We start from the raw sequence: 26,566 nt of genomic DNA, 5'->3' as shown, positions 1-26,566 counted from the left end.
ACACTGAAACACTGGCACCCATGAGCGACATTGCCGCACGTGCGGTCGACGTATCGAAGGTCTACGGTTCTGGCGACACCCAGGTGCACGCACTGTCCGGGGTGAACGTCGAGTTCGCCCGCGGAGAATTCACCGCCATCATGGGCCCGTCCGGCTCGGGCAAATCCACACTGATGCATTGCCTGGCCGGGTTGGACACCGCGTCCTCGGGCACGGTCACGATCGGTGACACCGAGCTGACGGCGCTGTCCGACAAGGAGATGACCGGGTTACGAAGGGACCGAATTGGTTTCGTGTTCCAGGCCTTCAATCTGGTGCCCACCCTGACCGCACTCGAGAACATCACTCTGCCGCTCGACATCGCCGGACGCACCCCGGATCAGGGCTGGCTCGATACCGTCGTCGACCGACTGGGCCTGCGCGACCGCCTGGGCCATCGCCCGAGCGAACTCTCGGGTGGGCAGCAACAGCGCGTGGCGTGCGCCCGCGCACTGGCCGGTCGACCCGACATCGTGTTCGGCGACGAGCCGACGGGCAACCTGGACTCTCGTTCGTCCGGTGAGGTGCTGTCGATTCTGCGCACGGCCGCAGACGAATTCGACCAGACCGTCGTCATCGTCACCCACGACCCACGAGCGGCCAGTTACGCCGACCGCGTCGTGTTCCTGGCCGACGGAGCTGTCATCGATCAACTGGCGTCGCCCACCGCCGACGCCGTCCTCGAGCGCATGAAGAAGCTGGAAACGGTCCACTGATGTCGCACTCGGTCGCCAAGAAATCGAATCCCGACAAGGCCCCGACGCGGGCCGCGTCGGGCAACCCCATGCGTAAGGTGTCGCTGCGAAACCTTGCCGCCCACAAGGTTCGGCTGGCACTGACGGTTCTGTCCGTCGTACTCGGAACCGCGTTCGTCGCAGGCTCGTTCGTCTTCACCGACACGCTGCAGCGCACGTTCTCGTCACTGTTCGCCGACACCGCACAGGGAGCCGACGTTCGAGTCGCCCCCGAGGATGCGCGATCGAGCGGGGTACCCAACGAGGACATCGCCGCCATCTCGGCGCTTCCCGGCGTGCGTGCTGTCTCTCCGTATGTAGGAGGACAACTCGTTCTGCTGGGTAAAGACGGTGCCGCAGTGCAATCCGGCGGAGCACCGACGATCGGCGAGTCCTACCTGCCGGACGAGCAGCGGCTCGGCGATCCGGCGACATTCGTCTCCGGCTCGGCCCCCACCGCGCCCGGCCAGGTCGCGATCAACGCAGGTGGCGCCGATCGAGCGGGCCTGAAGGTGGGCGACGCGACCCAGGTCCTCGTGCCGTCCAAGGGGATCACCGACATCACGATCTCCGGAATCTATTCCACTGCAACAGAATCCGGTGGTTTCATCGGGATTCAGTTTGTGCAGAGCCAGGCGAACGAGTTGTTCACCGACGGTGCGCACGTGCAGTACATCGACGTCGCGGGCAACGATCTCGCCGCACAGGGTAAGACGCAGAGCGACCTCAGGGACGAGATCGCCGCCGCGTTCCCGGATCTGAAAGTGCAGACCGCTGCCGACGTCCAGGCCGAAACCAAGGCCGAGGTCGAGTCGGCACTGTCGTTCATCACGTACTTCCTGCTCGCGTTCGGTGCCATTGCACTGCTCGTCGGCACGTTCATCATCTACAACACGTTCTCGATGATCGTCGCTCAGCGGGTACGCGAACTGGCGCTGCTTCGCGCCATCGGAGCCAGCCGCGGGCAGGTCAGTCGCTCGGTCGTACTCGAAGCGGTCGTCGTCGGCGTCATCGGAAGTGTGCTGGGCTTCGCCGGCGGTGTGGGACTTGCGTACGGATTGCGCGCTCTGCTCAATGCCTTCGACCTCGGGTTGCCGTCGGGCCCACTCGCCCTCGAACCACGCACCGTCGTCGTCGCCTTCGCGGTGGGCATCATCGTCACCGTCCTCAGCGCCTACGCACCGGCGCGGCGAGCAGCCAAGATTCCACCGGTGGCCGCAATGCGCGAGGAGTTCGCGTCCGCCGGCGACACCCTGCGAACCCGGACGTTCATCGGCGTCGGACTGGGTATTGCCGGAGCGGCAGCGATAGTCATCGGCGCTCAGTCGACCGGCGGCGCTGCCGCAGCAACCGTCGGCGTCGGCGCGGTGGCGGCGATCGTGGCCACGGCCCTGGCCGCACCGTCGTTGTCACGGCCCGTCGTGGGAGCGCTCGGGGCCGTCCTCACCCGGCCGTTCGGTGCGATCGGTCGCTTGGCCAGAACCAACTCGGTGCGCAATCCGCGCCGCACGGCAGCCACAGCATTCGCGTTGATGCTCGGCCTCATGCTCGTCACCGTCATCGGGGTACTAGGGTCGACGGCGAAGGCGAGTGTCGATTCACTCGTCGACACCGGCGTCGAAGCCGACTACATCCTGTCCGGTCCACAGTCGATCGGTGTCCCGGCCGGAGCCACGGCGGCCGCACAACAGGTCGACGGGGTGGAACGAACCGCTGTGCTGCATCCGGTGTTCGTCACGATCGCCGGAGAAGAGGAATTCGGCGCTGCCATCGACGGCTCCCCGGAAGGGCTGCTCGACCTGTCCATGGTTCGGGGCACCGCAGACCTCGAGAGCAACGGCTTCTCGGTGTCCGAGACCGAAGCGTCCACCAAGGGCTGGGACATCGGCACCCAGGTCGTGTTCGACTCCGTCGACGGAGCTTCGGTTCCCGTCACCGTCACCGGTGTGTTCACCGACAACCCACTGATCGGCAGTTGGATCGTCTCGGGCGACATCTACGAGAAGGTGACGCCATCCATTACGCGGTCGGATCTGCTGGTCCTCGTCAAAGCCGCGCCCGGAACCGACCTCGGTACGCTGCGCACCGACCTCGAGGCTGCGACCAAACCGTCCGTGGTGGTGCAGGTACAGGACGTCGAAGAATTCAAGGGCAGCCAAGGCCAGCAGATCGACACACTGCTCGCGGTGCTGTACGGACTTCTCGCCCTGGCCGTGGTCATCGCAGTGCTGGGCATCGTCAACACCCTCGCCCTGTCGGTCGTCGAACGCCGACGCGAGATCGGCATGCTCAGGGCGATAGGAATGCAGCGACCGCAGGTGCGTCGCATCATCTACCTCGAGTCGCTGCTCATCGCCCTGTTCGGTGCCATCGTCGGCGTCGCCCTCGGCATCGCCTTCGGGTGGGGCTTCGTCCAGACCCTGCGCGACGAGGGCCTGGGTGCCATGACGGTGCCCTGGGGGCAGGTCGTCGCAATGCTTCTCGGGTCCGCGGTGGTCGGAGTGCTGGCCGCTCTGTGGCCTGCCGTTCGGGCCGCGCGCACCAAACCGCTGGAGGCGATAGCCGACCTCTGATCGGGGTCGGCGATAGCCGACCTCTGATCAGGGTCGCCCCGACACCGGGCATTTCGTAACGACACCCGTTCGTTACGAAATGTCCGGTTTTCGGCTTGCGCGGAAAGACGGCCCGCGTCTACTTTAGGGGTGGTAAAACAGTCTTCTAGTAGGTTTGTGTACCGCAAACGAACCTTTACCTCGCGGGTCGGGCTCGTGCAAGGAGAATCATGACGATTCAGGACGCCTACGCGCCGACCCGATCTGTGCCGACGGTATCCGTGTCGAGCCGAGCTGTGTCGACGGGTCCTGTACCGGCACGATCCGCGCTCGCCCCGCTGTGTCGTCCCGACGGCCGCGACACGCTGATGGCGCGCTACCGCGAGGTAGCGCACGCCATGCCGGACGCGGCCGCGTTGCACGCGGCGGGGACGTCCTTGACCTTCGACGAGTTGCTGCATCGCGTGTACTCGCAGGCACGCAAGATCGCTGCCCTGCGCCCGTCCGATCACCGGCCCCTCGCCGTCGAGGCGGACGCGTCGGTCGACTCGATCGTGCTGATGCTGGCCGTCATCGCCGCAGGCCATCCATTGGTTCCGCTGGATCCGCAACTCCCCCATGAGCGCCGCGACCGCATCGTCGAACAGGCCAAGGCCTCGATCCTCGATTCGGCGACCGTAGACACAGCGGTCGATTCCTGCGTTCCGCTGCCGACGGTCTCGGGCGGCCACACCGCGGTGATCAACTACACGTCCGGATCCACCGGTACGCCCAAAGGCGTCGTACTCAGTCATCGCATGTGCCTGACCAAGGCGTACGAGGTGTCCACCGCGCTGGGGTTGGGCTCCCACGATCGCGTCGGCGATGCCCTTCCCGTCAGTTTCGGCGCGGGCCTGAACACCCTGTTCGCCGGGCTGCTCAGCGGTGCCACCGTTCATTGCCGTGACCCTCGATCCGGCACGGTCGGCAGCATCGCAGAGTGGGTAGCGGACCACTCGCTGACCACGTTGCACTGCTCGTCGTCGCTGCTACGCGCCGTCGCGGGCCAGGTCACCGTACCCACGCTGCGCGTCGTCACCACCTACGGAGAATCACTGCACGCCGACGACGCGCGCCGCTTCCGCCTGGCTTCCGCCAACCGCGCCACACTCGTCAATTGGTACGCGACCACCGAGGCCGGGGCCGTCGCGTTCAGCGAGTACCCCCTCGACCGTGCGTTGCCGTCCGGCTTTCTACCCGCGGGCACTCCCGTCGCAGGAAAGCTCGTCGAGGTCGTTGCTGCCGACGGCTCCCCGTGCGAACCCGACGTCATCGGCGAGGTGCGCGTCACGTCGGCGTGCCTGGCCGACGGCTATCTCGAGGATGTCGGCGTGGACTCGGAGAAATTCGCTGCCCTCGGCGACGGCCTGTTCCGGTATCGCACCGGCGACCTGGGCCGGTTCGATGAGGACGGAACATTGCAGCTCGCCGGGCGTATCGACGACGCAGTCAAGGTACGCGGCTACCTCGTCGAACCGGCCGAGGTGGAGGCGGCACTGCGCGCGCTGCCGAACATCGATGATGCCGTGGTGATCGGCAGGAGATCCGGCGCCGATACCGACCTCGTCGCGTACATCTGCTCCGACCGGGCCGTCCGGGCGAGCCAGGCCGACATCAGGGCCGCCCTGCGCCGAACCCTGCCGGAATGGATGGTGCCCACCCACATCGTTGCGCTCGACGCCATGCCCCGCAACGAACGCGGCAAGATCGACCGCAGAGCACTGCCCGAGCCGTCCGACCGACGCGTCGAACGCACCGCGGTCGGCCCCACCGAATACATCGTCGCGGAGGCCGCTCGCACTGCACTCGGACTGGACGCCATCGGGCGGGACGAGGATTTCCTCGAACTCGGTGGCAACTCTCTGACCATGACGGCGATGCTCGCCCACTTGCGCGAGAACCTGAAGATCGAACTCGATCCGCAGGACGTGTTCGCGTCGACCACCGTGCGAACGCTGGCGACCACCGTCGACGCTCGGCTTCGCGACACCGCCGCCGCACGTCGGCGCTCGTCAGGTGTCCACGACGTTCTGGTCCCGCTGCGCACCGGGGGTACCGGAGCTCCGATCTTCCTGATCGGTGGTGCCGGCGTGGGCGCGATGGCGTTTCTCGATCTGGTCAAGCACCTCGACGCCGACCGTCCCGTCTATGCCCTGCAGGCACACGGCCGAGGCAAACGCGGGCGACCGGACCGGACCATCAGAGCCACTGCGGCACGGTATGTCGACGCGATCCGCACGGTGGCCCCCGACGGCCCGTTCCATCTTGTCGGCCATTCGCTCGGCGGCTGGATCGCCATCGCGATGGCAGAGAAGATCAGAGATTCCGGCGTCGGTACCCCGCATCTGCTACTTCTCGACACCCGGCTGTTCCGTCATCTCCTGGACCGGCTTCCCGGGGGTACGTCTGTCCCGGCAGCGCCGCCCGCAGCGACCAGAGAAGACGCCGGCTTCCATCTGGGCCGTGCCGGTACGGCCGCGCTGTGGCTGCGTATGCAATTCGCTGGGCTGCTGCGGTATCCGACGACCATGGAATGGTTGGTGTTCGCCAGCATCGGGTACGTGGCGTTGAACAAGCATGTGCCGACTCCGTGGTCGGGGTCGATGACTGTGGTTCGCACCACCGAGAACGTCAAGGACCTCCGGTCGTGGCGAGCAGTCGCTCACGGCGAGCTGACATTCGTCGATATCACCGGCCACCACGCGAACATGTTGCGCGGACCGATGGCGAAGGAACTGGCCGACATCATCGACGACACCGTCGACAACGCGCGCTGACTGGGAATATCGACCGCGACGGCCTGTCGCGGTGGCGGCACAGCTTGTACGTTTGTGCCGGACGGCTAATTAGCCGAGCCACCGGCCCGAATTGAGACAGGGAGGTCGACCATGAGCGCATCGTACGAACTGCAGTCGGTGGAACTACACAAGGACGTCTTGCGGTACGTCGATATCGGCGACGGGCCGCCCGTGATTCTCGTCCACGGGCTGCTCGGATCGCACAAGTCCTGGGGCCCGCAGATCGAGCGACTGTCGGACCGGTATCGGGTGATCGCACCCGACCTGTTCGGGCACGGTGACTCCGACAAACCGTCCGGCGACTACTCGCTCAGTTCGCACGCGGCCACCATCCGCGACCTGATGGAGTACCTGAACATCGACTCGGCACCACTGGTCGGCCACTCGCTCGGCGGCGGCATCGTCATGCAGATGACGTACCTCTTTCCCGAACGGGTCGATCGCCTCGTGCTGGTCAGCAGCGGCGGGCTCGGCCCGGAGGTGAGCCTGCTACTCAAAGCCGCGACGCTACCCGGCAGCGAACTGGTGCTTCCGATGTTGGCCTCGGATTGGTTCCGCAGGAACACCGAAGGTGTGCTGGCTCGACTGGGCAAGTGGGGGGTTCCGGTAGAGCCCGGCCCCAGCATGGCCGAGACGTGGCGCTCGTTCCGATCGGTCGCAGACCGGTCGACGCGGGAGGCGTTTCTGGCGTCGACGCGGGCCGTCGTGGGTCCTCGCGGCCAAACCGTCAGTGCCAAGCAACATTTCGAGAAGTTCGAGTCCATTCCCTCGCTGCTGATCTGGGGCGGCAAGGACCGCATGATTCCCGCCAAGCATGCGGACAACATCCGACGCGAGGTACCCAACAGTCGCGTCGAGATATTTCCCGACGCCGGCCACTTCCCGCAGCTCGACGAGCCGGACTTCTTCTTCCGGCTGCTGGACGAGTTCTTGGCCGCCAACCACACCGACTCGAGCGACGCGGACACCGGCGCGCCGACGGAGATCACCCCGGCAGCCATGCCGCTGCAGCGCCCGTGAGCGTCATCCCGATGTTCCCGCTCGGCAGCGTGTTGCTGCCGGGCGAACGTCTCCCGTTGCACATCTTCGAGCCTCGATACCAGGCACTGGTACAGGACTGTCTGAAGATGGACGATCCCCGTTTCGGCGTCGTTCTCATTGCCCGGGGGCACGAGGCAGGCGGCGGCGACGTCCGACACGATGTGGCGACGATCGCCCACATCATCGGTCACGAGGCCATCGGAGACGGCAGGTATCTGCTCGAGTGCGTCGGCGGCGAACGGATCCGCATCGACGCGTGGCTCCCGGACGACCCCTACCCACTGGCCGACGTCCGCGCATGGCCCGACGCAGACGTCGATGCCGTCATCGCCGACACGCAGTTCGCCGCCACCTGGGCCAAGGTCGAGGATCTGTACGAGCTGATCGGTCGGCTCGAATCCTCCGGGGACATCGTGACGCCGGGCGTTCCGGATTTTCTGAGCCTCCCGATTTCGGCCGCCGAGAAGATCTGGTCACTGGCCTCGTTGATCCCGATGGGCCAGTCCGACCGACTCGACATCCTGTCGGCACCGGACGCCCCGTCGCGCTTGAAGGCACTCGACGACGCGATCGAAAACGTCACGGCCGTCGTGCAATTCAGACTTCAGCCCTGACCGGAGCCAGTCCGGCGAACCCAGAAAAGAAATCAGGCCCGGCACCATCGGTGCCGGACCTGATCTTCGTAGTAGCGGGGACAGGATTTGAACCTGCGACCTCTGGGTTATGAGCCCAGCGAGCTACCGAGCTGCTCCACCCCGCGTCGGGTGATACCCACGCTACATGCCGTCGTGGCAGACTCCCAATCGCCAGGTCAACGCTCTACGGTTCTTTCATGCCCACCGAGTCGTCACCCGTCCTGTCTTTTCCACACCAGGCGGTCGCACAGATCACGCTGAGCAACCCTCCGGTGAACGCCTTGACCCAGCCTGCGACGCGACGTCTGCGGGCGATGCTTCGCGAGCTGGCCGAGAACTCCTCCGTCCGGGCCGTCGTGCTCACCGGCGACCGGGTGTTCAGTGCCGGTTCGGACATCTCCGAAATGCCCGCGATGCAGGCGGCAGGCGACGTCCTCGAACGCAAGAGCAATGTCGAGAACGCGACCCTCGAATTACTGGCCGACCTACCGCTCCCGACGGTCGCTGCGATCGACGGGTTCGCCTTGGGCGGTGGGCTCGAGATGGCGCTGTGCTGCGATCTCGTCGTCGCCGACGCGGGTGCCCGCCTCGGCTTGCCCGAGATCGATCTGGGGCTCGTCCCCAGCAGTGGCGGGACCATGCGTGCGTTGCGGCGGGTGGGTCAGTCGCGCGCAGCCGAACTGGTGTTGCTCGGCGAGCCCATCTCTGCCGAGACAGCTCTGGAATGGGGTCTGATCAACAAGGTGGCTCCACGCGGTGGGTCGTTGTCGATGGCACTGGACCTGGCACACCTGCTGGCCGCCAAGTCCCGCTCGGCCGTGCACGCGAACAAACGAGCTCTCGCGCTCACGTTCGGGCAGTCACCACACGAACCGACACGACGCGCACTGCCGGTGTTCGAGGAAGCCTTCGAGTCGGCCGACGGCCGAGAGGGCGTACGGGCTTTCCTCGCCAAGGAGTCACCGAACTTTCGATAGCCGGGCCCGCGCGAGAAGTGCTGCGCCGGTGACGATCTCCCATCCGATGATGGTGTAGACGGAAATACGCTCGAACGCTCCGCCGCCGAGGATGCCGGTATCGGCGAGAAACAATGCGAAACCGGCCAGCCCCGCAACACCGGCCGCGGCACTGGCCGTCGTGTACCAGCGAGGTGCGCCGACGCGTCCGCCGTACCGGCCTGCAGCCAGGAGCACCAGGTTTCCACCGATGATCGCCATACCCGCGCCCGCTGCATGCGGAGTCGATGCTCCGTCGACCGAAGCATGCGCCAGCCCGACGACGATGCTGCCGACGCCGTGCACGACCGACGTGCCCAGCACGATCCAGCGCGCTCGCCCCTCGAACAACACCGACAATCCGAGGCCGGCAAGAGCGAAGAGAGCCCCGTCCACCACAAAGCCGGTGTTCATCACCGGGTGCCACGGTGAGATGTCCGGAATCCCGAGGTCACTGATGTTGTTGCGCGCGTAGCTGTACGGTCGGTCGGTCCAGCCGCGCGCCGAAATCGCTTCGGCAGCGAGGTAGGTCACCCCGCCGGCAAGAAAGGCTCCAGCGGCCAGGACGGTAGTTCTCTTCACGACTGCAGTATTCACCGCGCTCTACCCGATGGGTCATTCCGCAGGCTCCACTCCCGACAGCTGGGTCATTCCGCAGGCTCCACTCCCGGCGACCCCGATGCACCGGGCTTGTACCGATTGGTACAGTACCGGCTCATGAGCGATCGCCACGACGTGGTGCCGATACTCGCAGGAGTGTTCCGCGACCACGGGTTCGACGGGTCGTCCCTCGCGGTCATCAGCAGATGCACCGGACTCGGCAAAGGCAGTCTCTACCACTACTTTCCGCGGGGAAAGCAGGAAATGGCCGAGGCAGTCCTCGACGACGTCGAGCTGTGGTTCCACCACAACGTCTTCGAGCCGCTGCGGCACGGAGACGACGCGGCGTCGACGACCCACGACATGTTCGAGCAGACCGCCCGCTATTTTCGGTCCAATCGCCTGGTGTGCCTGTTCGGCGCGTTCACGCTCGGGCTCGAGCGTGCCACCTTCTCCAGCCGTGTCGCCGCGCATTTCACCCAGTGGATCGAGGCACTCACTCCGGTGTTGCAGCGGCTCGGACACGGCGACTCGGCGGCCGAGCTGGCCGAAGAGATCGTCGCCGGAATCCAGGGGGCGTTGGTGCTGGCACGGGCTTTCGACGATGCCACACGATTCGACCGGGTGCTGGCCCGACTCGAAGCCTCGGCCGCACGCGTATCGGCGGGAGTGCACGCATGACACCTGACGACACGACGCCGAAGCCGGCACCCGAGCTGAAGACCTTCGGGATACGAGAGTTGTTGCGACTCATCGTGATCGGATCGGTGCTGACGTACTTTCAGTTCATCGCCATCGGCCGCTGGGTTCGTGCGCCGCGGCGCGGCTGGCCGGTTCACGCCTCCAAGGCCGTCGTCGACGCGTTCTTCGTGCTCGGCCCCACCTTCGTCAAGGTGGGGCAACTGATGGGTTCGTCGCCCGGACTGTTTCCCAAGGTCCTCGCCGACACCTGTCTGCGATGCCTGGACGAGGTGCCGCCGTTTCCCGGGTCGCAGGCCCGCGCGGTGATCGAGGCAGACCTGGGCCGGAGCGTCGAGGAGTTGTTCTCCTCGTTCGACGACGTACCTCTCTCGTCGGCGTCGGTCGCCCAGGTACACCTGTGCGTGCGCCGCGACGACGGCCGCGAAGTGGTCATGAAGGTGCAGCGGCGCGGCATCTACCATCGCATGAAGATCGACCTGCGAATCGCATATCTCATCGCGCGCGGTCTCGAGAAGTTCATTCCGTTCTTCGCCACGGCCAACGCGTCGGCCATCATCGTCGACCTGCACGCCGCGACGTTCGCAGAACTCGACAGCGCAGTGGAAGCCAAGCGCCAGCACAGCTTTCGCAGTGCAATCGGGGCATTCGGCGACAACAAGCACGTCACCGCACCCGAGGTGTTTCTCGACTACTGCGGTGGACGCGTGATCTGCATGGAACGCATGCACGGCTCGCCGCTGGACCGGTACCGGCCCGGTGAGCAATCGGAGCTGATCGTCCGCCGTGCCGCCAAGGTCTGGATGGAGGCCCTGGTACTGCACGGCCTGTTCCACGGCGACGTGCACGCGGGAAACGTCTGGGTGCTCGACGACGGCAGAGTGGCCTTTCTCGACTTCGGCGTCATGGGCGAGGTGGACGAGCAGTGGCGCGCGTTGTTGCTCGACCTCTTCCACGCCACGGTGATCGACGGCGACTTCACCCGCCTCGCCGGTACCGTCAAACGTCTGGGAATCGTTGCCCCGCAGATGGGTTCGGACGCCGAAGTCGGCGCGATTCTGCAGTCGGTGTTCGCGCCGATGCTCTCGGCCACCCTCGCCCACTTCAGCCTGGCGGACTTCATCCGGGCGTTGGTGGGCATGGGCAAGCAGTACAAGACGTCGAGCCCCGAGGAACTGATCCTGGTGGCCAAGCAGCTCGGCTACTTCGAGAGGTATGCCATCGAACTCGCACCGAACTGGGCATTGGGCACCGACCCGTTCGTGTTCAAGAACGTCTTTCCCGCCGAGATCGCAGCGCTGTCCGAGGCACGGGGCATCGAGCTGCCGGAGTGATCCGACAGCCCGCGCACCCGATCACAGACTGAAGTCGAGAACCACTTTCCCTGCTGCCGTTCGGTTTTCGAGCGAGGCGATCGCTGCTGCCGCGTCGGAGACGGGGAAGACGGACGGCTCGGGAGCCACGAGCGAACCGTCCGCGAGCAGCGGCTCGATCTCGGCCCACTGAGTGGCCAGGTAGCCGGGGCGCGTCATCCACCACGCACCCCACCCGACGCCGACGACATCGACGTTGTTCAGCAGCAACCGGTTGACCTTGACGGTCGGGATCTCGCCACCGGTGAAGCCCAGCACCAGGATTCGGCCCGACGGCGCGAGCGAACGGATGCTGTCGGTGAACCGGTCCCCGCCCACCGGATCGACGACCACGTCGACGCCACGGCCGCCCGTCAGCTCCTTGACCGCGTCCTTCCAGCCGTCGACCAGTACGACGTCGGTGGCTCCGGCGGCGCGCGCGATGTCTGCCTTTGCTTCCGAGCTCACCACTGCGATCACCCGTGCCGCCCCGAGCACCGGAGCCATTCGCAGAGCGGAGGTTCCGATCCCGCCCGCCGCGCCGTGCACCAACACCGTCTCGCCCTGCGCCAAGCGGCCGCGCTCGCGCAACGCGAAATGCACCGTCAGATCGTTGAACAGCAAGCCCGCGCCCGCAGTGAGCGACACGGACTCGGGCAACGCGAACACCGTGTCGGGCGAGACGACGGCGACTTCTGCCATACCGTCACTGAGCCCCGTCAACGCTGCCACGCGGTCTCCGGCCGAGAAGCCGGAATCGGCCGGAGCCGACCGCACGATGCCGGCGATCTCGCTGCCCGGAACGAACGGCAACTCGGGCTTGTACTGGTACAGACCACGGGTGAGCAACGCGTCGGGAAACGCGACGCCCGCGGCCCTGACCTCGATGACCACCGACCCGTCACGCGCGGTGGGTTCGTCGATATCGGCAACGGTCACCGAATCGGGTCCGTCGAGACTGGAGATCTGTACCGCGCGCATGAAGTGTCCTCTCGGTCGGGATCGTTCCCTGCCTGCCACGGTACAAAACTGCCGTACTCACCGCCGCTACCGGCATCCACTCCTGGTGATGTGCTCCAATCGAGGGGTGAACACCACTCCCCTCACCGTCGTCTCGCCCGACGGCACCGCCCGCGGCGGCGTCATCGTCATCCAAGAAGCCTTCGGGGTCACCGACCACATCGTCGACGTCTGCAATCGGGTCGCGGCCGCAGGCTGGGTAGCCGTGGCTCCGCATCTGTTCCACCGGCAGGAAGGTGTGAGCGTGCTCGACTATTCGGACATGGATTCCGCCATGGCGGCCATCGGGAAACTCGAGGCGGACGAGGTGGACTCCGACGTGGACGCGGCGGCGAGTGCGCTGGCCGAACTGGGGTTCGAGCCCTCGTCCATCGCGATCGTCGGCTTCTGCATGGGCGGGACCGTGGCCTTCCACACCGCGGTTCGACGGCAACTCGGTGCGGCCGCCACGTTCTACGGTGGCGGAATCACGAAGGGCCGCTTCGGTTATCCCGCGATGGCCTCGGTGGGCGACGCCCTCCAGACACCGTGGCACGGCTTCTTCGGAGATCTGGACGAGGGCATTCCGTTCCAGGACGTCGAGACACTGCGGGAGATCACCGCCACGGCACCGGTCGGAACCGAGATCACCCGATACCCCCACGGCAAGCACGGCTTCCACTGCGACGACCGCCCTGCCGTGTTCGATGCCGCAGCCGCAGGCGACGCGTGGACCAAGACCCTCGAGTGGTTCGACGCGCATGTCGCACGCTGAGCACCCTCGCTCCGACGCCGAACTCGCGGAGGAGACCGAACGCATCGTCGCGTTCTGGACCGAGTTGTCGCTGCCTGGACTGTTCGACGTCCACACGCATTTCATGCCGAAGAACGTGATGGACAAGGTGTGGAGCTACTTCGACAGCGCCGGCCCGCTGACGGGCAGCGTCTGGCCCATCTCGTATCGCTTCGCCGAAGACCGACGGCTGCAGGTGATTCGAGGGTTCGGCGTGCGGCGATTCACGTCGATGATCTACCCGCACAAACCTGCGATGGCGGCCTGGCTGAACTCCTGGGGTGCCGACTTCGCGGCTCGCACCCCCGATTGCCTGCAGACTGCGACGTTCTATCCCGAGGACGGAGCAACGCAGTACGTCGAGCAGGCCGTGACGAACGGAACCCGAATCTTCAAGTCACACATCCAGGTCGGGAACTACTCGCCCAACGACCCACTGCTCGACGGCGTCTGGGGCACCATTTCGGATGCCCAGATTCCGGTGGTCATCCACTGCGGCTCCGGACCGGCACCCGGCTCGTATACCGGTCCCGAGCCGATCGCCGCTCTGCTGCAGCGGTTTCCGGCGCTACCGCTGATCGTCGCGCACATGGGCATGCCCGAGTACATCGACTTTCTCGATCTGGCCGATCGATACGAGAACGTACGCCTGGACACCACCATGGCCTTCACGGATTTCTCCGAAGCCGCTGCGCCGTTTCCCCGGCACGAGATGCCGCGGCTGTTGGACCTGCAGGATCGCATTCTGTTCGGGAGCGACTTCCCGAACATCCCGTACCCCTACCTGGACGCGCTGCAGGCGGTGAGCCGTCTCGGACTCGGCGACGAGTGGGTTCGCGCCGTGTGCTGGAGCAACGGCGCGGCCCTGTTCGGCTGAGTCCCGTTCGCGGGTCTCAGCCCACCCAGAATTCGGCGATACGCTCGGCGATGGCGGTGCCCTGCGCCCGGCCCGCTGTTGCCGCCGCTGCGCGCACGGCGATGTCGGTGGGGTCGGGTCCGATCGCAGCCGACGAAGCCGCGTCGGGAACGATCACTTCCACCTTCGAGCCGCCCTTGACCAATTTTCCCCGTTCGACCTCGAAGGGGTCGCCTTCCAGGTCGAGTGCGCCGACCTTGAGCACCAGCACCTTCTCGAAACCCACCGCCAGATCGGCGTTCTCGCTCGCACGGATACCGCCGTCGACGTAGCGGTGATCGCCGATCGTCACCGGCGGCCACATGCCCGGGATCGCGCAACTCGCGGCCACGGCATCGATGAGCTCGACGCCCGATCCCCGGTCCAGTACTCGATGACGTCCCGTCAGGGCGTCCACGGTGACGATCCGCAGATCGCGGTCGGGCCACGAGTGCGTCGTCAGTCGACGGGCGATGATGGCTCGTCGTTCCCGTTCGCTGATCGTCGCTGTCGCCAGAGCTTCGGCACCGATACGTCTGCGGGTGTCCAGCGCACTGCCGTCCGAGTTCTGGGCTGCTCGGGCCAACATGGTGACGAGCTCGTCGATGGTGGCCTCGGCGTGTGGCTCGTTGTCCTGCTTGGACTCGTCCGCCTGACGCTCGAAGAACTCCGATACCGGGGTGCCGCTCGAGATCTGAGCGGCCACCGAAGAACCGGCCGACGTTCCGAGCAACATCTCGGCGTCGCTGACATCGGCCCCGGCCTCGGCCAGTCCCAGAAGGACGCCTGTCTGCCACGCAATGCCCGCTACACCGCCGCCGCCCAATACGAGCGCTCGTCTGGCCATGGTCGTAACCCCGTTCTTCCGCTGGACCCGTCAGGAACTTACAGCCCCGCCGCCGACCCGCGGCCGTAACCACGTGATCAGGTCGTCGAGCACGCGTTCCTGCTCCGGCTCGTTGAAGACTTCGTGGAACAGCCCGTCGTAGGTTTTCAAGGTCAGGTCCTCGGATCCCGCCAGTTCGGCGATCAGCTCGCTGCCCGAGACGTCGGCCAACCGGTCCGCGGTTCCGTGCTGCAGCAACACCGGAATGGTCAGCGACGGCAATCTGGCGGGATACGTACGACTCTCCTGCAACAGTGCTGCCGCGAGCCCGGCCGTGACGCTGCCGTGATAGCCCAGCGGATCGGCGACATAGGCGTCGACGACGGCCTTGTCGCGGGAGACGTCGTTGGGGTCGAGTTTCAGCACCGGCAGCGACGGCAGGAACCTGCCGAGTACTGCACCCACCGCGACCAACGCTTTCGGCTGGCCCACGGACGGGTTGACCGCAGGCCCGGACAGCATCAGTGCGTCCAGATCACCCTGATGGTCGAGGGCGTAGGACAGTGCGATGGCACCGCCCATGCTGTGTCCGAGGAGGAAGGTGCGGCTGCCGGGGTGCTCCTCAGCCGCGATCGAGAACAGTGTGTGCAGGTCGTCGGTGAAGTCCGACCATTTCGCCAAAGAGACTCGCTTGCCGCCGGATCGCCCGTGCCCGCGGTGGTCGGGTGCGTAGACGACGAGGCCGAGCGAGCCGAGCCGCTCGATCACGTGTCGGTACCGTCCTGCGTGCTCGGCCAGGCCGTGGGCCAGCACCAGAACGCCGGTAGGGGAATTATCGGCGGCGGCGTCCGGGGTCCAGACGTCGTAGACGATGCGAGTTCCGTGTACCCCGGCGAACGACGACTCGACATGCTGCATTCGGTCACCGTACAAGGACCGCGACGCCTTCGACGGCCCATCGCTCGAACCCCACAGATTCGTCTAGGTAACTATCCTCAGAGGCGTGGCGATGTACTTGTGACAGACCACCACCGCACCCCCTCGTACCGCGTGGGCAGCCTCGAAGATCAGGAGTGAGTTCACGCATGCCCGACAAGGACGCCGCAGGGGGCTCGCCGACGTGGCGCGATCCCAAGCGTTATCTCTGGCCGCTCGGCCTGACGATTCCGCTGAGCCCGTTCCTGGCGTGGGGCTTGGTGTCCCTCCTCGGACCCGGCGCATTCTGGGCACTCGGGCTGATGATCATGGGCATCGCGCTGCCCTTGGTCGACAAGTTCGCGGGCGTCGATCGCAGCAATCCACCCGACGAGGCTCTCGCAGCACTCGACAAGGACAAGTACTACCGGTGGTGCGTCTACCTCTTCCTGCCGCTGCAATACGCCGGCCTGGTGGCCGCGTGTTACCTGTGGGCCCACGGCCCACTCGGCACACCGGAGAGGATCGGCCTGGCCGTCACTGTGGGCGTCGTCGGCGGCGTCGGCATCAATGCCGCGCACGAACTGGGGCACAAGCGCGAGAACGTCGAGCGGTGGCTCTCCAAAGTCACTCTGGCGCAGACGCTGTACGGCCACTTCTACGTCGAGCACAACCACGGCCACCATCTGCGCGTCGCCACCCCCGAGGATCCGGCGTCGGCGAAATTCGGTGAATCGTTCTGGAAGTTTCTGCCACGCACGATGATCCACGGTCTGCATTCGGCCTGGGATCTCGAAACCCGTCGACTCGAACGGTCGGGCTCGTCACTGTGGACGCTGCGCAACAACCTTTTCAATGCGGCCGCGATGAGCATCGTTCTGTTCGGGGCACTGATCGCAGTGTTCGGTTGGATCGTGTTGCCGTACCTACTGATTCAAGCCGCCATCGCCATCGTCCTGTACGAGGCAGCGAACTACCTCGAGCACTACGGCCTGATGCGCACCAAGCGTCCGGACGGGCGCTACGCCAAACCCTCGCACCGGGACAGCTGGAACAGCGATCACCTGTGGAGCAACCTGTTTCTCTACCACCTGCAACGTCACAGCGACCATCACGCCAATCCGGTGCGCCGCTACCAAGCACTACGAACCGTCGACGAGTCCCCGCAACTCCCGGCCGGATACGCGGTGATGATCTTCTGCGCGATGGTTCCGCCCTTGTGGCGCAAGGTGATGGATCAGCGCCTGATGGACTTCTACGACGGCGACCCGAGCCTCGTCAACGTCGACCGCGCCGATCGCACAGCGGTCCGCCGCCTCGAGAAGCTGACCGGGGCGCGAGCGCAGTCGTAGGGTCGACGCCTCAGACCGCGGCGGGCTCGTCGGTTTGCGCTCTCAGGTAGCGCCCGAAATGCGGCACCGTGAACGCGATCGTGCCGCGCTCGGCCGAGTAGATCAGGCCCTTCTTGATCAAGCCGTCGCGGGCAGGCGACAGCGATGCCGGCTTGCGTTTGAGCTCGGTGGCCACGGCCGAGGTCGGCACCGAACCGTCGTCCACCGACAGTTCGGCCATCGCGCGCATGTATTCGCGTTCGGCGGGCGTCGCGCGTTCGTAGCGCGAACCGAAGAATCCGACGGCCAGTTCCTCCTCAGCCGTCGGAGCGGCAACACGCACGTCCTCGGCGGAAATCGGGCTGTCGGCGGCGAGATCCCAGGTCGCTTTGCCGTAGGCCTGCACGAAGTAGGGGTAGCCATCGGCGGCTGCGTAGAGCGCGTCGAGTGCCTCGGGGGTGAATTCGACATCCTCGCGGTCGGCCGGCGCGATCAACGCGAGATCTGCTGCGGCTCGCTCGAGCCTGCCGATTCGGTGGTAGCTGAACAGGCGCTCGGAGTAACTCTTGGATGCCGACAACACAGCCGGTAGGTGCGGTAGCCCGGCCCCGACGATGATCAGCGGCGCGGTGTCCTGACTGAGTTCGTGGCAGGCCGCGCACAGTGCGGAGATATCTGCGGGACCGAGGTCCTGCATCTCGTCGATGAAGATGGCGATACCCACACCCACGTCCCCGGCCAGAGCGGAAGCGTCGAGCAGCAGTTCGACGAGGTCGATCTCGATGTCGCCGGAGTCGGCGCGGCCGGTCTTCGCGGGGACGTCGATGCCCGGTTGCCACCGTTCGCGCATCCCCTTGTCCGCGGTGGCGCGCAGCGCGAAGGCCTTGAGGACGCCGAGAAACTCGTCGACGCGTTCGGGGTCTCGATGCGAGGCCGCAATGCCGCGTACCGCCATGTGCAGCGCCGACGACAGGGGCCGGCGCAGTTCCTGGTCGGGGCGAGCCTCGATCTTGCCGGTGCCCCAGCCGCGCGCGATGGCCGCGGATCGGAGGTGGTTGAGCAGCACCGTCTTGCCGACGCCGCGCAGCCCAGTGAGAACGACACTGCGTTCCGGTCTGCCGCGGGTGATGCGTTCGAGCACGACGTCGAAGGCGTCGAGCTGCTTCTTTCGACCGGCGAGCTCGGGTGGGCGCTGGCCTGCGCCGGGAGCGTAAGGGTTACGCACGGGGTCCATGGGGCCAAAGTTACAACGAATCGTGCGATATATGCGGACATCTAGCTCGTGTCCTAGAGATCCGTATTCGTTCGATACTTGCGGGACGCCCGAGGCCGAGGCTACTGTCGGCTCCGTGAAGCGCATTCTCGTAGTACGCCGCCGTAGCGGGGTCTGATTCGGACCGACCCCTCGCTGCGGGTCGTCGTGCTCTCTCGGTCCTCCCTTCACATTCGGAAGACCACCTTCATGAATTCACTTGCTTCGACTTTCGCCACAGATCCGTTCCATGCCCGCTTCGGCTGCGCCCTGCCGCGCACGATGCGCGACGAGATTTCCGGGCAACACCTGTCGTGGACGGCCTTCGTCGACCGCTTCTCGCCCACCACCGGGCCTCTCCGGCTGGGCTCCTGGTCCGGCACTGGGGCCACCGGGGGCAAGATGTCGTTCGACGCCACCTTCGGCATCGGTGACACCATCTTCGCTTGTGCCGCAACAACATACGGACCGATCGAGGCGTTGACGTCGATGCTCCACGACGCCGGATTCCGCATCGAGATCCTCTCGTTCCACCAGCAGCGCATCGGCGACGAGACCGCCACCTTCGTCCTGGCCGAGCACGACGGTCGCCGCGAATGGTCGATGTCCATCGAGCTCGACGCAACCCTGTCGTCCATCAGAGCCGTGGTCGCCGGGGCAAACATCCTGCATCGGTAGCTGCAGCCGACGCCGCGAACTCGAAGTTGGGGACGAAAATCCGTCGGAATGTGTCCATAACGTCGAGTTCGTCGTCGGTGTCGGTAGCGCAATCTTCGCCTCTCTAGTATCGGCACAAGAGAGGGGAATATCTTGCTAGGGCATCTCCACCGTCTGCGCGCGGTGAATCTCGGCGAGTGCGCGGCGCACATACGTCTCGGCGCGGCTTCGCCGAACTGCGAGCAGATCCGCCACCACCAGCAGGGCGTGCGCAGGCCGCGGCCTCGAACGTGATTGTTCGTCGACGTCCGTCACACCCAGCGCGCCGGTGAGCACTTCGACGAATCCGGCGATGTCCAAGCTCGGAAGCCACTCGGCTCCGCGGACGGTCCGGCCGAGTACTTCCTGGACGTTCTCCCCGGTCAAGCCATCGCTGTATACCTCTTCGAGCAAACTCCGTACCATCTCCGCATGCACGTTCCCGGCCTTGGCCGCGTCCGAGCGGTCCAACAGTTCGACGGCCTCGTCGAACGCGATCGGATCCTGCGCCACGACAGCAGCAAGGGCATCGACTGAGGCGTCCGCGATTCGACGCACATCGACGGGCCACTCGGTGGGCCAGGCCACGGGCACGCTGCTCGGGGGAACAGCCGCTGGGGAGGGGTCGGTCATCGCACAAGTCTCTCACTGTCTACCGACATGGTTCCTTTTACCTGTAACCGATGTTTATACTAAGTCGCGCACTGTGGCATCGGCCACATCGTGGACGTGGAGGAGGTCGACTCGATGAACGAGCGAAACGCCGTCGCATCGGACCCAGGCGAAGTGATGCTTCAGGCCAGGAACGTCAAGTTCGACTGGAGCGATCTGCCGATGCACTGGGTGCCCGGCGATCCGTACACCACGCACGTCCTCAACGTGCTGCATCTACTACTCCCGGCCGGCGAGCACTGGTTCGTCGACACGTTCAAAGAGGCCCTGCCCTACATCGACGACGAGAAGCTGCGCGACGACGTCATCGGCTTCATCGGGCAGGAAGCCGTGCACGCCGAGGCTCATACCGGCGTCCTCGTGCATCTGCAGAACAACGGACTCGACCCCACTCCGTTCACCGATCAGATGGAATGGGCCTTCGGCAAGGTCCTCGGATCGGATTCGGTGACGAGTCTGCGATCGAAGAACAACCTCGTCGAGCGGCTGGCCCTCATCGCGGCCATCGAGCACGTGACGGCGTTCCTCGGTGATTGGGTACTCAATGCCGACGGTCTCGACCGCGCCGGAATCCATCCGACGATGCTCGATCTGCTGCGGTGGCACGGTGCCGAGGAAGTGGAACACCGCTCGGTCGCGTACGACACCCTTCGTTACTTCGACAAGCGCGAGGTACGTCGCCTGCGCACGTTCGTCGTGGTCGTTCCGTTGATGGGCTACATCTGGATGCGCGGCATCATCTTCCTGATGAAGAACGACCCCGAGCTGCAGAGTGCCCCGAAGTCGGTCCGCAAGCCCCGTTCTGCCTTGTGGCGCAAGTCGGTTCGCCGCGGCACTCTGCCGGCGCTGACGCACGTCGGCCGCAGTATGTCTCGCTACCTGAAGAAGTCGTATCACCCGAGCCAGGAAGGCTCGACAGCTCAGGCCGTGCGCTACCTGGCATCGTCCCCGGCCGCGCAGGCTGCGGCGCGGTGAAGCTCTCGACGCGTCGCGTTCCGCGGCTGTTACCCAAGGACGCGCCACCGGATCTGCGCGGACGCCCCCGCGCCGATCGCTCGATGCAGATGCTCGGAACGTTCCTCAACGGCTACATGCATGCGACTGCCGGCAAGGAGTACGACGACGCGGTAGCCGGCCACAATCCCGATTCCGCGCTGCGGTTGGTGGTCGTCGACCGCGAGATCATCGCCGAGGACGAGAACGTCGCCGCTCTGACCCTCGCCTCGCCGACGGGGGAGCAGCTGCCGACCTGGCATCCCGGCTGCCACCTCGATCTACATCTGCCGTCGGGTCGCCGTCGGCAGTACTCGCTGTGCGGCGATCCGTCCGACCGTAGTTGCTACCGTATCGCCGTGCGCCGAATCCCCACCGGCGCAGGTGGATCCATCGAGATGCACGCACTCGAGCCCGGCACCGAGGTCACCGTACGTGGCCCACGGAACGGCTTTCCCTTCGTCGCCGAGGGCAGCGCGCTGTTCGTCGCCGGCGGCATCGGCATCACCCCCATCATCGCGATGGTCCGTGCCGCACGGATTCTCGGGATGGATTGGCAGTTCGTGTACTGCGGTCGCTCCCGGGACACGATGCCTTTTCTCGACGAGATCGAGAGCTGGGAATCGGATCGCGTGTTCGTCCGGACCGACGACGTGCACGGGTACCCCACCGAGGGTGAATTGCTCGAGCGAGCACCCGCAGGCGGTGCCGTCTACTGCTGCGGTCCTACCCCCATGCTCGACGCCGTCCGCCGCGACTTCCGCCGATGCCCGGCCACCGCATTGCATTTCGAACGTTTCGGCCCGCCGCCGATCCTCGACGGCACACCGTTCGAGGTGCAGCTGATCAGCAGTGGAGCCGTGCTCGACGTCGCCGCCGACGCCTCCGTGCTCACGGCCGTCAAGCAGCAGAAGCCCAATATCGCGTACTCGTGCCAGCAGGGCTTCTGCGGCACCTGCAAGGTGCGTGTGCTCGCCGGGGAGCCCGAACACCTGGAATCGCGATTGACCCCGGAGGAGCAGCGCGATCACATGCTCATCTGCGTCTCGCGCGCTCGAAGCGCCCGTCTCGTACTCGATCTATAGAACGGAAAGACAGTGAGCAGCAACGCAGTTCGTACGACGGTCGTCAACGAAGGCATTCGGCTGGCGGTGTTCGAGAGCGGAAACCCCGACGGCGAACCCATCGTCCTCGTTCACGGGTGGCCCGATACTCACGAACTGTGGAGCCACATCGTGCCGCAACTCGAAGACCGTTTTCGGGTGATCAGCTACGACTCGCGCGGAGCCGGCGAGAGCACGGTGCCGGTCGAGCAGTCGGCGTACAAGTTGGCCCGGCTGGCGGCGGACTTCTATGCCGTGGCAGATGCGGTCAGCCCCGACGCTCCCGTTCACGTGCTCGCACACGACTGGGGTGCCGTCGAGGTCTGGGAGGCCGCAGCCCAGCCCCAGGCGAAGGATCGAATCCGTTCGTACACATCGATTTCGGGACCTAACCTCGATCACCTCGGGAAGTGGTCGCAGTCGCGGCTGCGTCGTCCCACTCTTGCCGGCATCAAGCAGGTTCTCGCCCAGACCCGAGCGTCCTGGTACACCGTCACCTTCCACATCCCCGGACTCTCGACGCTGCGCATCAAGCGACAGTTCGCCAAGGGCTGGCCGGCATTCCTCCAGGAGTTCTCGGGCGTCGATCCGAAGCTCGTCACCCAGAACCCCACACTGTGGTCGGACGCAACCAACGGCACCAACCTGTACCGCGCCAACATCATTCCGCTGCTGACAAATCCGCGGGATCGCTACATCGACATCCCCGTTCACCTCATCGTCAATACCGAGGACGTCGCGGTGCGTCCGTACCACTACGACGACACCGGCAAGTGGGTGAAGAACCTGACTCGCAACGACATTCCAGCGGGGCATTGGTCGCCGATTTCCCATGCCGACGACATCGCCAGACTGACAAAGGAATTTATCGATTCGCTGAACTGATGGGCTGATGGGCTGATGGGCTGATGGGCTGATGGGCTGATGGGTCAGGGGACCAGTACCAGCTTGTGACGGGTGCGTGGGGCTCGCTCCCATGCACCCGCGACCTCGGCCAGTGGCACATTCTCGTATTCCACAGCGATCTGCCCGGTGACGGCCCAGTCGGTGAGGGTGCGATACGCCTGCGAGGTTGCGTCGGGTCCGTAGTGCATCGGCATAAAGCCGACGATGCTCGCCCCGAGTGATCGCAGGAGCTGCGCCGGCACGGTGATGTCGGCCCCGGCTCGGTCACCGATCTGCACCAGACGAACGAGGCGGTTGCCGGCTTGCAGTGCCGCGAGAGCGACTGTGCCCCAGGCATAGTCGACAACGACATCAACGCCGGAGGATGCCCGCCGAATAGCAGAGCTCAGCTCATCGACACTGTTGTCGCCGATGGCAACCGTGGCCGTGGCCCCGAGTTCACGGGTGGATTCGAGGGCGTGCTCGTCACGTCCGACGACCGTGATCGAGCCTGCGCCGAGCAATCGCGCCGCCTGTACGGCGAGGCGCCCGACCACCCCGGTGCCACCGAGGATCACGACGTTCTCCCCCGGCGTCATTCGAGCCCCATGGGTCAGCGGCATCAGGGCGGCCAGACCTGCGTTACCCAGTGTCGCGGCGGTCGAGAAATCCAGCCCGTCGGGTAGTTCGATGAGCGAGGCCGTCGGCACCAAAGTCTGCTCAGCCATCGAACCGTGGGGCGAGAGCGCCGGTGAGAAGTAGACGCGGCGTCCGTCCTGCGTGGTACCCGCGCCTTCGATGCCGATGACCGTCGGCAGCGACCGCGGACTGAGGTAGTGGGTACCGGCGGCAATGACGATGTCGACGGCATTGAGCGTTGCAGCCGCCACGTCGATCACCTCCGAACCCTCCGCAGGTGCTGGGTTGCCGTGGTCCGTGTACGTCGGCACCCCGAACTCGGTCAGAACTGCTGCCTTCATGTCCGGCCTTTCGACGAATGGTCATTCACTGAATCCTGATTCAGTGTGTAGCCTGACTGCTGAGGTGTCAACAGGAAGGGGAACAGCGGTGGCAACCACTGGTCGCGCTCACCAGGCCGAGCAGACTCGCATCGAGCTGGAAAATGCCGCCCGCGCCGTCTTCGCCCGGTCCGGATACCTCAACACCAAGATCGTCGACATCACCCGGGAAGCAGGCCGGGCCGCAGGGTCGTTCTACAACCACTACTCGGGAAAGGACGGGCTGCTGTTGGCCCTCGCCGAACAGATCGGTGAAGACGCCGACGTCATCGTCGCGGCGCAGGATCCGTCCGCTCGCGATCACCCCACCATGCGTCCGCATCTGGAGGTCTTCTGGCAGTTGCTGACACGGCACCGGGTTGTGATCGATGCGCTTCGAGACGCCGCACTGGTGAGTCCCGAGTTCGCCGAACGGATGCAGCGATTCACGCAGGTCCAATTCGAGCCCTGGGTCGAACGCCTCAGCGCATTCGAGAAAGCAGGAGTCGAGCTTCCGGCACCTCCTGCCACCACCGCGATGCTGATCGGCGGTGCGGCGGAGAATTTCGCGCGGCTGTGGCAGGGCTCGCCCGAGGGCGGTCTCGACGCCCTCGTGGCGTTCGTCGATCGTGGGGTCTTCGGACAAACCGCTCAGCTGGACAGGTGACCGCGCAGCGTCGACGACGTGTATTCGGATCGAAAGAGGCCGCGCTGCTGCAGGATCGGGACCACGTGTTCGACGAAGTCCGCGAGTGAGTCCGGGTAGCGCGGGCACATCAGGTTGAATCCATCGGCACCGCGGCCGATCCACGATTCCATCTCGTCGGCAATGGAATCCGGCGTGCCGATCATCGTGGCATGCCCACCGCCGGCCGCAAGGGTGCCCAGCAACTGACGCACGGTGGGGCGATCCTTCTCGATGATGCGCAGGATGGTCTCGTACCGACCCTGCGGTCCCGTGAACTCGGCCGCAGGTGGCAGAGTCGGTACCGGTTCATCGAGTTCCCAAGCAGCACAATCCTGCCCGGTGAACGTCGAGAGCATCGCCAAGGATTGTTCCGTCGGCAGCAAGACGTCCAGTTCGGCCTTCTTCCGGTGAGCCTCCTCCATCGTCGATCCGATGTACGTCACCAAACCCGGCATGATGCCCACTGCCGCACTGTCACGACCGGCTCGATCGATTCTCGCCTTCACGTCGTCGTAATAGCCCTGCGCGGCAACGAGATCGTAGGCGACGGCATAGATCGCCTCGGCGTACTTCGCCGCCAGGTCGCGGCCCGGACCCGACGCCCCGGCCTGGAACAGAACCGGCCGACCCTGCGGTGAACGCGGCACCGTCAACGGACCGTCGACCCGAAAATGTTTGCCGTCGTGATCGATGGCATGCACCTTGGCCGGGTCCGCGTAGTGTCCGCTTCGATCGAGCGTCAACGCGTCGGCGTCCCACGAATCCCACAGCGCCAGTGCAGTATCGACGAACTCTTCGGCGCGGGCATAGCGCTCCTCGCGAGCCGGGATGGCGTCCATTCCGTGATTACGCGCCTCGGCGTCGAACATGGACGTGACGACGTTCCAGCCGGCCCGTCCGCCGCTGATGTGGTCCAACGACGCCAGCATGCGCGCGGCATGGAACGGTGTGTAGAACGTCGACGACACAGTCGTGACCAGACCGATGTGGGTGGTCGCTCTGGCCATGGCCGACAGCGCCGTGATCGGTTCGAGAAACCAGGTTCCTGCGCCGGCCGGGTCGCGAACGGAATGCCCGTCGGCAAAGAACACCGCGTCGAACTTTCCCCGTTCGGCCAGCTGCGCAAGTTCCTCGTAGTACGAGATATCGCCCAGGTCCTCCACGCGCGAATCGGGATGACGCCACGCGGCGCTGTGGTGGCCGCAGCCGTAGAGAAACGCGTTGAGGTGCATGTCAGTCCTTGACCAGGCCGCCGTCGACCACCAGATTCTGACCGGTCACCGACCGCGCCCACGGCGAAGCGAAGAACAGCAGAGCGTCGGCGAATTCCTCGGGGGTGGTGACGCGTTGCAGCGGGGTCGAGGCCGCGATGAAGTCGAACACCGCGGCCGGGGTGGCGGCACTGGCGTCGGTGGTGCGCAGCAGTCCACCCGAGACCATGTTGACGGTGATGTTGTCTACGCCGAGGTCCGCCGACAGAGTGCGGGTCAGCGAGAGCAGTGCGGCCTTGGAGGCGGTGTAGTCGTGGTACGGCACCACCGGATTCTGGAACAAATTGGTGCCCACGTTGATGATTCGGCCGAAGCCCGCCTCACGCATTCCCGGCAGGGCCGCCTGCGTGGTGAGCAGTGCCGCGCGAACGCTGCCTCGTAGCTGAGCGTCGAACCGATCCCAGGTGATGGTGTCGGCCTTGGGGCGGGCATCTCCGTCGAAGGAGAAGTCGGCCAATGCGTTGTTGACGACTGTGGTGATCGGAGTGCCGAAATGCGCACGGGCCGAGTCGAACACCGAGGCCACCGCGCTCTCGTCGGTCACGTCGCCCTGAACAGCAAATGCACGGTCGCCGAGCCTGTCCGCCAACGCCTCCGCTGCCTCTTTGCTGGTGCGGTAGTCGATCACCACACGCGCGCCCTCACCGGCGAACGCCGCGGCAATCGCTGCTCCCAGTCCGCGGCCGCCGCCGGTGATCAACACTGTCTGCTCGTCGATCTTCACGTGCATCGCCTCTCGTTCGAGGTCGGGACCGCCGCGAGGGA

General features: G+C 65.6%; 25 protein-coding genes and 1 tRNA gene. 16 read left to right on the top strand and 10 right to left on the bottom strand.

Annotated features, from left to right (window positions below):
- Window positions 1-20: 20 nt before the first annotated feature.
- The 5 genes from CH281_RS26435 (at window position 21) to CH281_RS26415 (ending at window position 7,817) form a co-directional block, all read left to right on the top strand.
- A complete protein-coding gene (locus tag CH281_RS26435; protein WP_032367760.1) occupies window positions 21-755 on the top strand; it encodes an ABC transporter ATP-binding protein in 735 nt (244 codons plus the stop codon).
- 68 nt (window positions 756-823) lie between these two features.
- Entirely contained in the window at window positions 824-3,346 is a 2,523-nt protein-coding gene (locus tag CH281_RS26430; protein WP_032382474.1) for an ABC transporter permease, read from the top strand.
- A gap of 209 nt (window positions 3,347-3,555) precedes the next feature.
- Entirely contained in the window at window positions 3,556-6,141 is a 2,586-nt protein-coding gene (locus CH281_RS26425) for an alpha/beta fold hydrolase (protein WP_094695916.1), read from the top strand.
- 111 nt (window positions 6,142-6,252) lie between these two features.
- Window positions 6,253-7,182 carry an alpha/beta fold hydrolase gene (locus tag CH281_RS26420; RefSeq protein WP_032401005.1) on the top strand — a complete coding sequence of 310 codons (930 nt, stop codon included), beginning with the start codon at window positions 6,253-6,255 and terminating at the stop codon, window positions 7,180-7,182.
- Window positions 7,179-7,817: an LON peptidase substrate-binding domain-containing protein gene (locus CH281_RS26415; protein ID WP_027495199.1), complete on the top strand. Its 639-nt coding sequence runs from the start codon at window positions 7,179-7,181 to the stop codon at window positions 7,815-7,817. The genes CH281_RS26420 and CH281_RS26415 overlap by 4 nt, the downstream gene beginning before the upstream one ends.
- Window positions 7,818-7,889: 72 nt before the next feature.
- Here CH281_RS26415 and CH281_RS26410 read toward each other — a convergent pair.
- Window positions 7,890-7,963, bottom strand: a tRNA-Met gene (locus tag CH281_RS26410).
- A 72-nt stretch (window positions 7,964-8,035) separates the two neighbouring features.
- On the opposite strand from CH281_RS26410, the gene CH281_RS26405 reads away from it, so the two are divergent.
- Window positions 8,036-8,815 (top strand): enoyl-CoA hydratase/isomerase family protein, encoded by a 780-nt coding sequence (locus tag CH281_RS26405; protein WP_094695915.1) that lies wholly within the window; start codon window positions 8,036-8,038, stop codon window positions 8,813-8,815.
- Here the strand turns inward: CH281_RS26405 and CH281_RS26400 are convergent.
- Window positions 8,798-9,415 (bottom strand): DUF998 domain-containing protein, encoded by a 618-nt coding sequence (locus tag CH281_RS26400; RefSeq protein ID WP_179274297.1) that lies wholly within the window; start codon window positions 9,413-9,415, stop codon window positions 8,798-8,800. The genes CH281_RS26405 and CH281_RS26400 overlap by 18 nt on opposite strands.
- 135 nt (window positions 9,416-9,550) lie before the next feature.
- Between CH281_RS26400 and CH281_RS26395 the strand changes: the two genes are divergently transcribed.
- Window positions 9,551-10,114, top strand: coding sequence for a TetR/AcrR family transcriptional regulator (locus CH281_RS26395; RefSeq protein ID WP_045841613.1), 564 nt, complete (start codon window positions 9,551-9,553; stop codon window positions 10,112-10,114).
- Window positions 10,111-11,466, top strand: coding sequence for an ABC1 kinase family protein (locus CH281_RS26390; protein WP_094695913.1), 1,356 nt, complete (start codon window positions 10,111-10,113; stop codon window positions 11,464-11,466). The genes CH281_RS26395 and CH281_RS26390 overlap by 4 nt, the downstream gene beginning before the upstream one ends.
- A 21-nt stretch (window positions 11,467-11,487) precedes the next feature.
- Here CH281_RS26390 and CH281_RS26385 read toward each other — a convergent pair whose 3' ends face one another.
- Window positions 11,488-12,465 (bottom strand): NADPH:quinone oxidoreductase family protein, encoded by a 978-nt coding sequence (locus CH281_RS26385; RefSeq protein WP_027495194.1) that lies wholly within the window; start codon window positions 12,463-12,465, stop codon window positions 11,488-11,490.
- 106 nt (window positions 12,466-12,571) lie between these two features.
- Here CH281_RS26385 and CH281_RS26380 point away from each other — a divergent pair, with 106 nt between their 5' ends.
- Window positions 12,572-13,258, top strand: coding sequence for a dienelactone hydrolase family protein (locus tag CH281_RS26380; protein WP_048318810.1), 687 nt, complete (start codon window positions 12,572-12,574; stop codon window positions 13,256-13,258).
- On the top strand, window positions 13,245-14,153 hold the full coding sequence (locus tag CH281_RS26375) for an amidohydrolase family protein (protein WP_094695912.1): 909 nt from the start codon (window positions 13,245-13,247) through the stop codon (window positions 14,151-14,153). The genes CH281_RS26380 and CH281_RS26375 overlap by 14 nt, the downstream gene beginning before the upstream one ends.
- Window positions 14,154-14,169: 16 nt before the next feature.
- On the opposite strand, the gene CH281_RS26370 is transcribed toward CH281_RS26375, so the two are convergent.
- A complete protein-coding gene (locus CH281_RS26370; RefSeq protein WP_027495191.1) occupies window positions 14,170-15,018 on the bottom strand; it encodes a patatin-like phospholipase family protein in 849 nt (282 codons plus the stop codon).
- A 30-nt stretch (window positions 15,019-15,048) separates the two neighbouring features.
- The gene (locus CH281_RS26365; protein WP_027495190.1) at window positions 15,049-15,915 is read right to left on the bottom strand and encodes an alpha/beta hydrolase; all 867 of its coding nucleotides are present in this window, start codon (window positions 15,913-15,915) and stop codon (window positions 15,049-15,051) included.
- 167 nt (window positions 15,916-16,082) lie between these two features.
- On the opposite strand from CH281_RS26365, the gene CH281_RS26360 reads away from it, so the two are divergent.
- A complete protein-coding gene (locus tag CH281_RS26360) occupies window positions 16,083-17,264 on the top strand; it encodes an alkane 1-monooxygenase (RefSeq protein ID WP_094695911.1) in 1,182 nt (393 codons plus the stop codon).
- Window positions 17,265-17,274: 10 nt separating this feature from the next.
- On the opposite strand, the gene CH281_RS26355 is transcribed toward CH281_RS26360, so the two are convergent.
- Entirely contained in the window at window positions 17,275-18,477 is a 1,203-nt protein-coding gene (locus CH281_RS26355; RefSeq protein ID WP_032367752.1) for an ATP-binding protein, read from the bottom strand.
- A gap of 228 nt (window positions 18,478-18,705) precedes the next feature.
- On the opposite strand from CH281_RS26355, the gene CH281_RS26350 reads away from it, so the two are divergent.
- The gene (locus CH281_RS26350; protein WP_094695910.1) at window positions 18,706-19,173 is read left to right on the top strand and encodes a 2-isopropylmalate synthase; all 468 of its coding nucleotides are present in this window, start codon (window positions 18,706-18,708) and stop codon (window positions 19,171-19,173) included.
- A gap of 135 nt (window positions 19,174-19,308) precedes the next feature.
- Here the strand turns inward: CH281_RS26350 and CH281_RS26345 are convergent, their stop codons facing one another.
- Window positions 19,309-19,824 (bottom strand): hypothetical protein, encoded by a 516-nt coding sequence (locus CH281_RS26345; protein ID WP_094695909.1) that lies wholly within the window; start codon window positions 19,822-19,824, stop codon window positions 19,309-19,311.
- A gap of 114 nt (window positions 19,825-19,938) precedes the next feature.
- Here CH281_RS26345 and CH281_RS26340 point away from each other — a divergent pair, with 114 nt between their 5' ends.
- The 3 genes from CH281_RS26340 to CH281_RS26330 all read left to right on the top strand — a co-directional run bounded on the left by CH281_RS26340 (window position 19,939) and on the right by CH281_RS26330 (window position 22,844).
- The gene (locus CH281_RS26340; protein WP_027495186.1) at window positions 19,939-20,838 is read left to right on the top strand and encodes a metal-dependent hydrolase; all 900 of its coding nucleotides are present in this window, start codon (window positions 19,939-19,941) and stop codon (window positions 20,836-20,838) included.
- An 83-nt stretch (window positions 20,839-20,921) separates the two neighbouring features.
- The gene (locus tag CH281_RS26335) at window positions 20,922-21,941 is read left to right on the top strand and encodes a PDR/VanB family oxidoreductase (RefSeq protein ID WP_230592086.1); all 1,020 of its coding nucleotides are present in this window, start codon (window positions 20,922-20,924) and stop codon (window positions 21,939-21,941) included.
- Window positions 21,942-21,953: 12 nt separating this feature from the next.
- The gene (locus CH281_RS26330; RefSeq protein WP_094695907.1) at window positions 21,954-22,844 is read left to right on the top strand and encodes an alpha/beta fold hydrolase; all 891 of its coding nucleotides are present in this window, start codon (window positions 21,954-21,956) and stop codon (window positions 22,842-22,844) included.
- Between the two features lie 44 nt (window positions 22,845-22,888).
- Here the strand turns inward: CH281_RS26330 and CH281_RS26325 are convergent, their stop codons facing one another.
- Entirely contained in the window at window positions 22,889-23,824 is a 936-nt protein-coding gene (locus CH281_RS26325; protein ID WP_057474501.1) for a quinone oxidoreductase family protein, read from the bottom strand.
- 88 nt (window positions 23,825-23,912) lie between these two features.
- Between CH281_RS26325 and CH281_RS26320 the strand changes: the two genes are divergently transcribed.
- Window positions 23,913-24,509, top strand: a complete 597-nt coding sequence (locus CH281_RS26320) for a TetR/AcrR family transcriptional regulator (protein ID WP_057474502.1) — start codon at window positions 23,913-23,915, stop codon at window positions 24,507-24,509.
- On the opposite strand, the gene CH281_RS26315 is transcribed toward CH281_RS26320, so the two are convergent.
- Together CH281_RS26315 and CH281_RS26310 are read right to left on the bottom strand one after the other, a co-directional pair.
- A complete protein-coding gene (locus CH281_RS26315; protein WP_094695906.1) occupies window positions 24,494-25,762 on the bottom strand; it encodes an LLM class flavin-dependent oxidoreductase in 1,269 nt (422 codons plus the stop codon). The genes CH281_RS26320 and CH281_RS26315 overlap by 16 nt on opposite strands.
- A 1-nt stretch (window position 25,763) precedes the next feature.
- The gene (locus CH281_RS26310) at window positions 25,764-26,531 is read right to left on the bottom strand and encodes a 3-oxoacyl-ACP reductase (protein WP_032407870.1); all 768 of its coding nucleotides are present in this window, start codon (window positions 26,529-26,531) and stop codon (window positions 25,764-25,766) included.
- Window positions 26,532-26,566: the final 35 nt, after the last annotated feature.

This window comes from Rhodococcus sp. 06-221-2 (assembly GCF_002258365.1).
GTDB lineage: Bacteria > Actinomycetota > Actinomycetes > Mycobacteriales > Mycobacteriaceae > Rhodococcoides > Rhodococcoides fascians.
The sequence above is the reverse complement of the archived record's forward strand: the minus strand, read 5'-3'. Positions and strand labels throughout refer to the sequence as shown.

Bases quoted from the DNA above. Each gene is read 5' to 3' on its own strand.
- CH281_RS26365 (WP_027495190.1), bottom strand. From the start codon at position 15,915: ATGCAGCATGTCGAGTCGTCGTTCGCCGGGGTACACGGAACTCGCATC.
- CH281_RS26310 (WP_032407870.1), bottom strand. From the start codon at position 26,531: ATGCACGTGAAGATCGACGAGCAGACAGTGTTGATCACCGGCGGCGGC.
- CH281_RS26345 (WP_094695909.1), bottom strand. From the start codon at position 19,824: ATGACCGACCCCTCCCCAGCGGCTGTTCCCCCGAGCAGCGTGCCCGTG.
- CH281_RS26360 (WP_094695911.1), top strand. From the start codon at position 16,083: ATGCCCGACAAGGACGCCGCAGGGGGCTCGCCGACGTGGCGCGATCCC.
- CH281_RS26420 (WP_032401005.1), top strand. From the start codon at position 6,253: ATGAGCGCATCGTACGAACTGCAGTCGGTGGAACTACACAAGGACGTC.
- CH281_RS26390 (WP_094695913.1), top strand. From the start codon at position 10,111: ATGACACCTGACGACACGACGCCGAAGCCGGCACCCGAGCTGAAGACC.
- CH281_RS26425 (WP_094695916.1), top strand. From the start codon at position 3,556: ATGACGATTCAGGACGCCTACGCGCCGACCCGATCTGTGCCGACGGTA.
- CH281_RS26370 (WP_027495191.1), bottom strand. From the start codon at position 15,018: ATGGCCAGACGAGCGCTCGTATTGGGCGGCGGCGGTGTAGCGGGCATT.
- CH281_RS26355 (WP_032367752.1), bottom strand. From the start codon at position 18,477: ATGGACCCCGTGCGTAACCCTTACGCTCCCGGCGCAGGCCAGCGCCCA.
- CH281_RS26315 (WP_094695906.1), bottom strand. From the start codon at position 25,762: ATGCACCTCAACGCGTTTCTCTACGGCTGCGGCCACCACAGCGCCGCG.
- CH281_RS26350 (WP_094695910.1), top strand. From the start codon at position 18,706: ATGAATTCACTTGCTTCGACTTTCGCCACAGATCCGTTCCATGCCCGC.
- CH281_RS26395 (WP_045841613.1), top strand. From the start codon at position 9,551: ATGAGCGATCGCCACGACGTGGTGCCGATACTCGCAGGAGTGTTCCGC.
- CH281_RS26430 (WP_032382474.1), top strand. From the start codon at position 824: ATGCGTAAGGTGTCGCTGCGAAACCTTGCCGCCCACAAGGTTCGGCTG.
- CH281_RS26340 (WP_027495186.1), top strand. From the start codon at position 19,939: ATGAACGAGCGAAACGCCGTCGCATCGGACCCAGGCGAAGTGATGCTT.
- CH281_RS26385 (WP_027495194.1), bottom strand. From the start codon at position 12,465: ATGCGCGCGGTACAGATCTCCAGTCTCGACGGACCCGATTCGGTGACC.
- CH281_RS26325 (WP_057474501.1), bottom strand. From the start codon at position 23,824: ATGAAGGCAGCAGTTCTGACCGAGTTCGGGGTGCCGACGTACACGGAC.
- CH281_RS26405 (WP_094695915.1), top strand. From the start codon at position 8,036: ATGCCCACCGAGTCGTCACCCGTCCTGTCTTTTCCACACCAGGCGGTC.
- CH281_RS26335 (WP_230592086.1), top strand. From the start codon at position 20,922: ATGCAGATGCTCGGAACGTTCCTCAACGGCTACATGCATGCGACTGCC.
- CH281_RS26375 (WP_094695912.1), top strand. From the start codon at position 13,245: ATGTCGCACGCTGAGCACCCTCGCTCCGACGCCGAACTCGCGGAGGAG.
- CH281_RS26435 (WP_032367760.1), top strand. From the start codon at position 21: ATGAGCGACATTGCCGCACGTGCGGTCGACGTATCGAAGGTCTACGGT.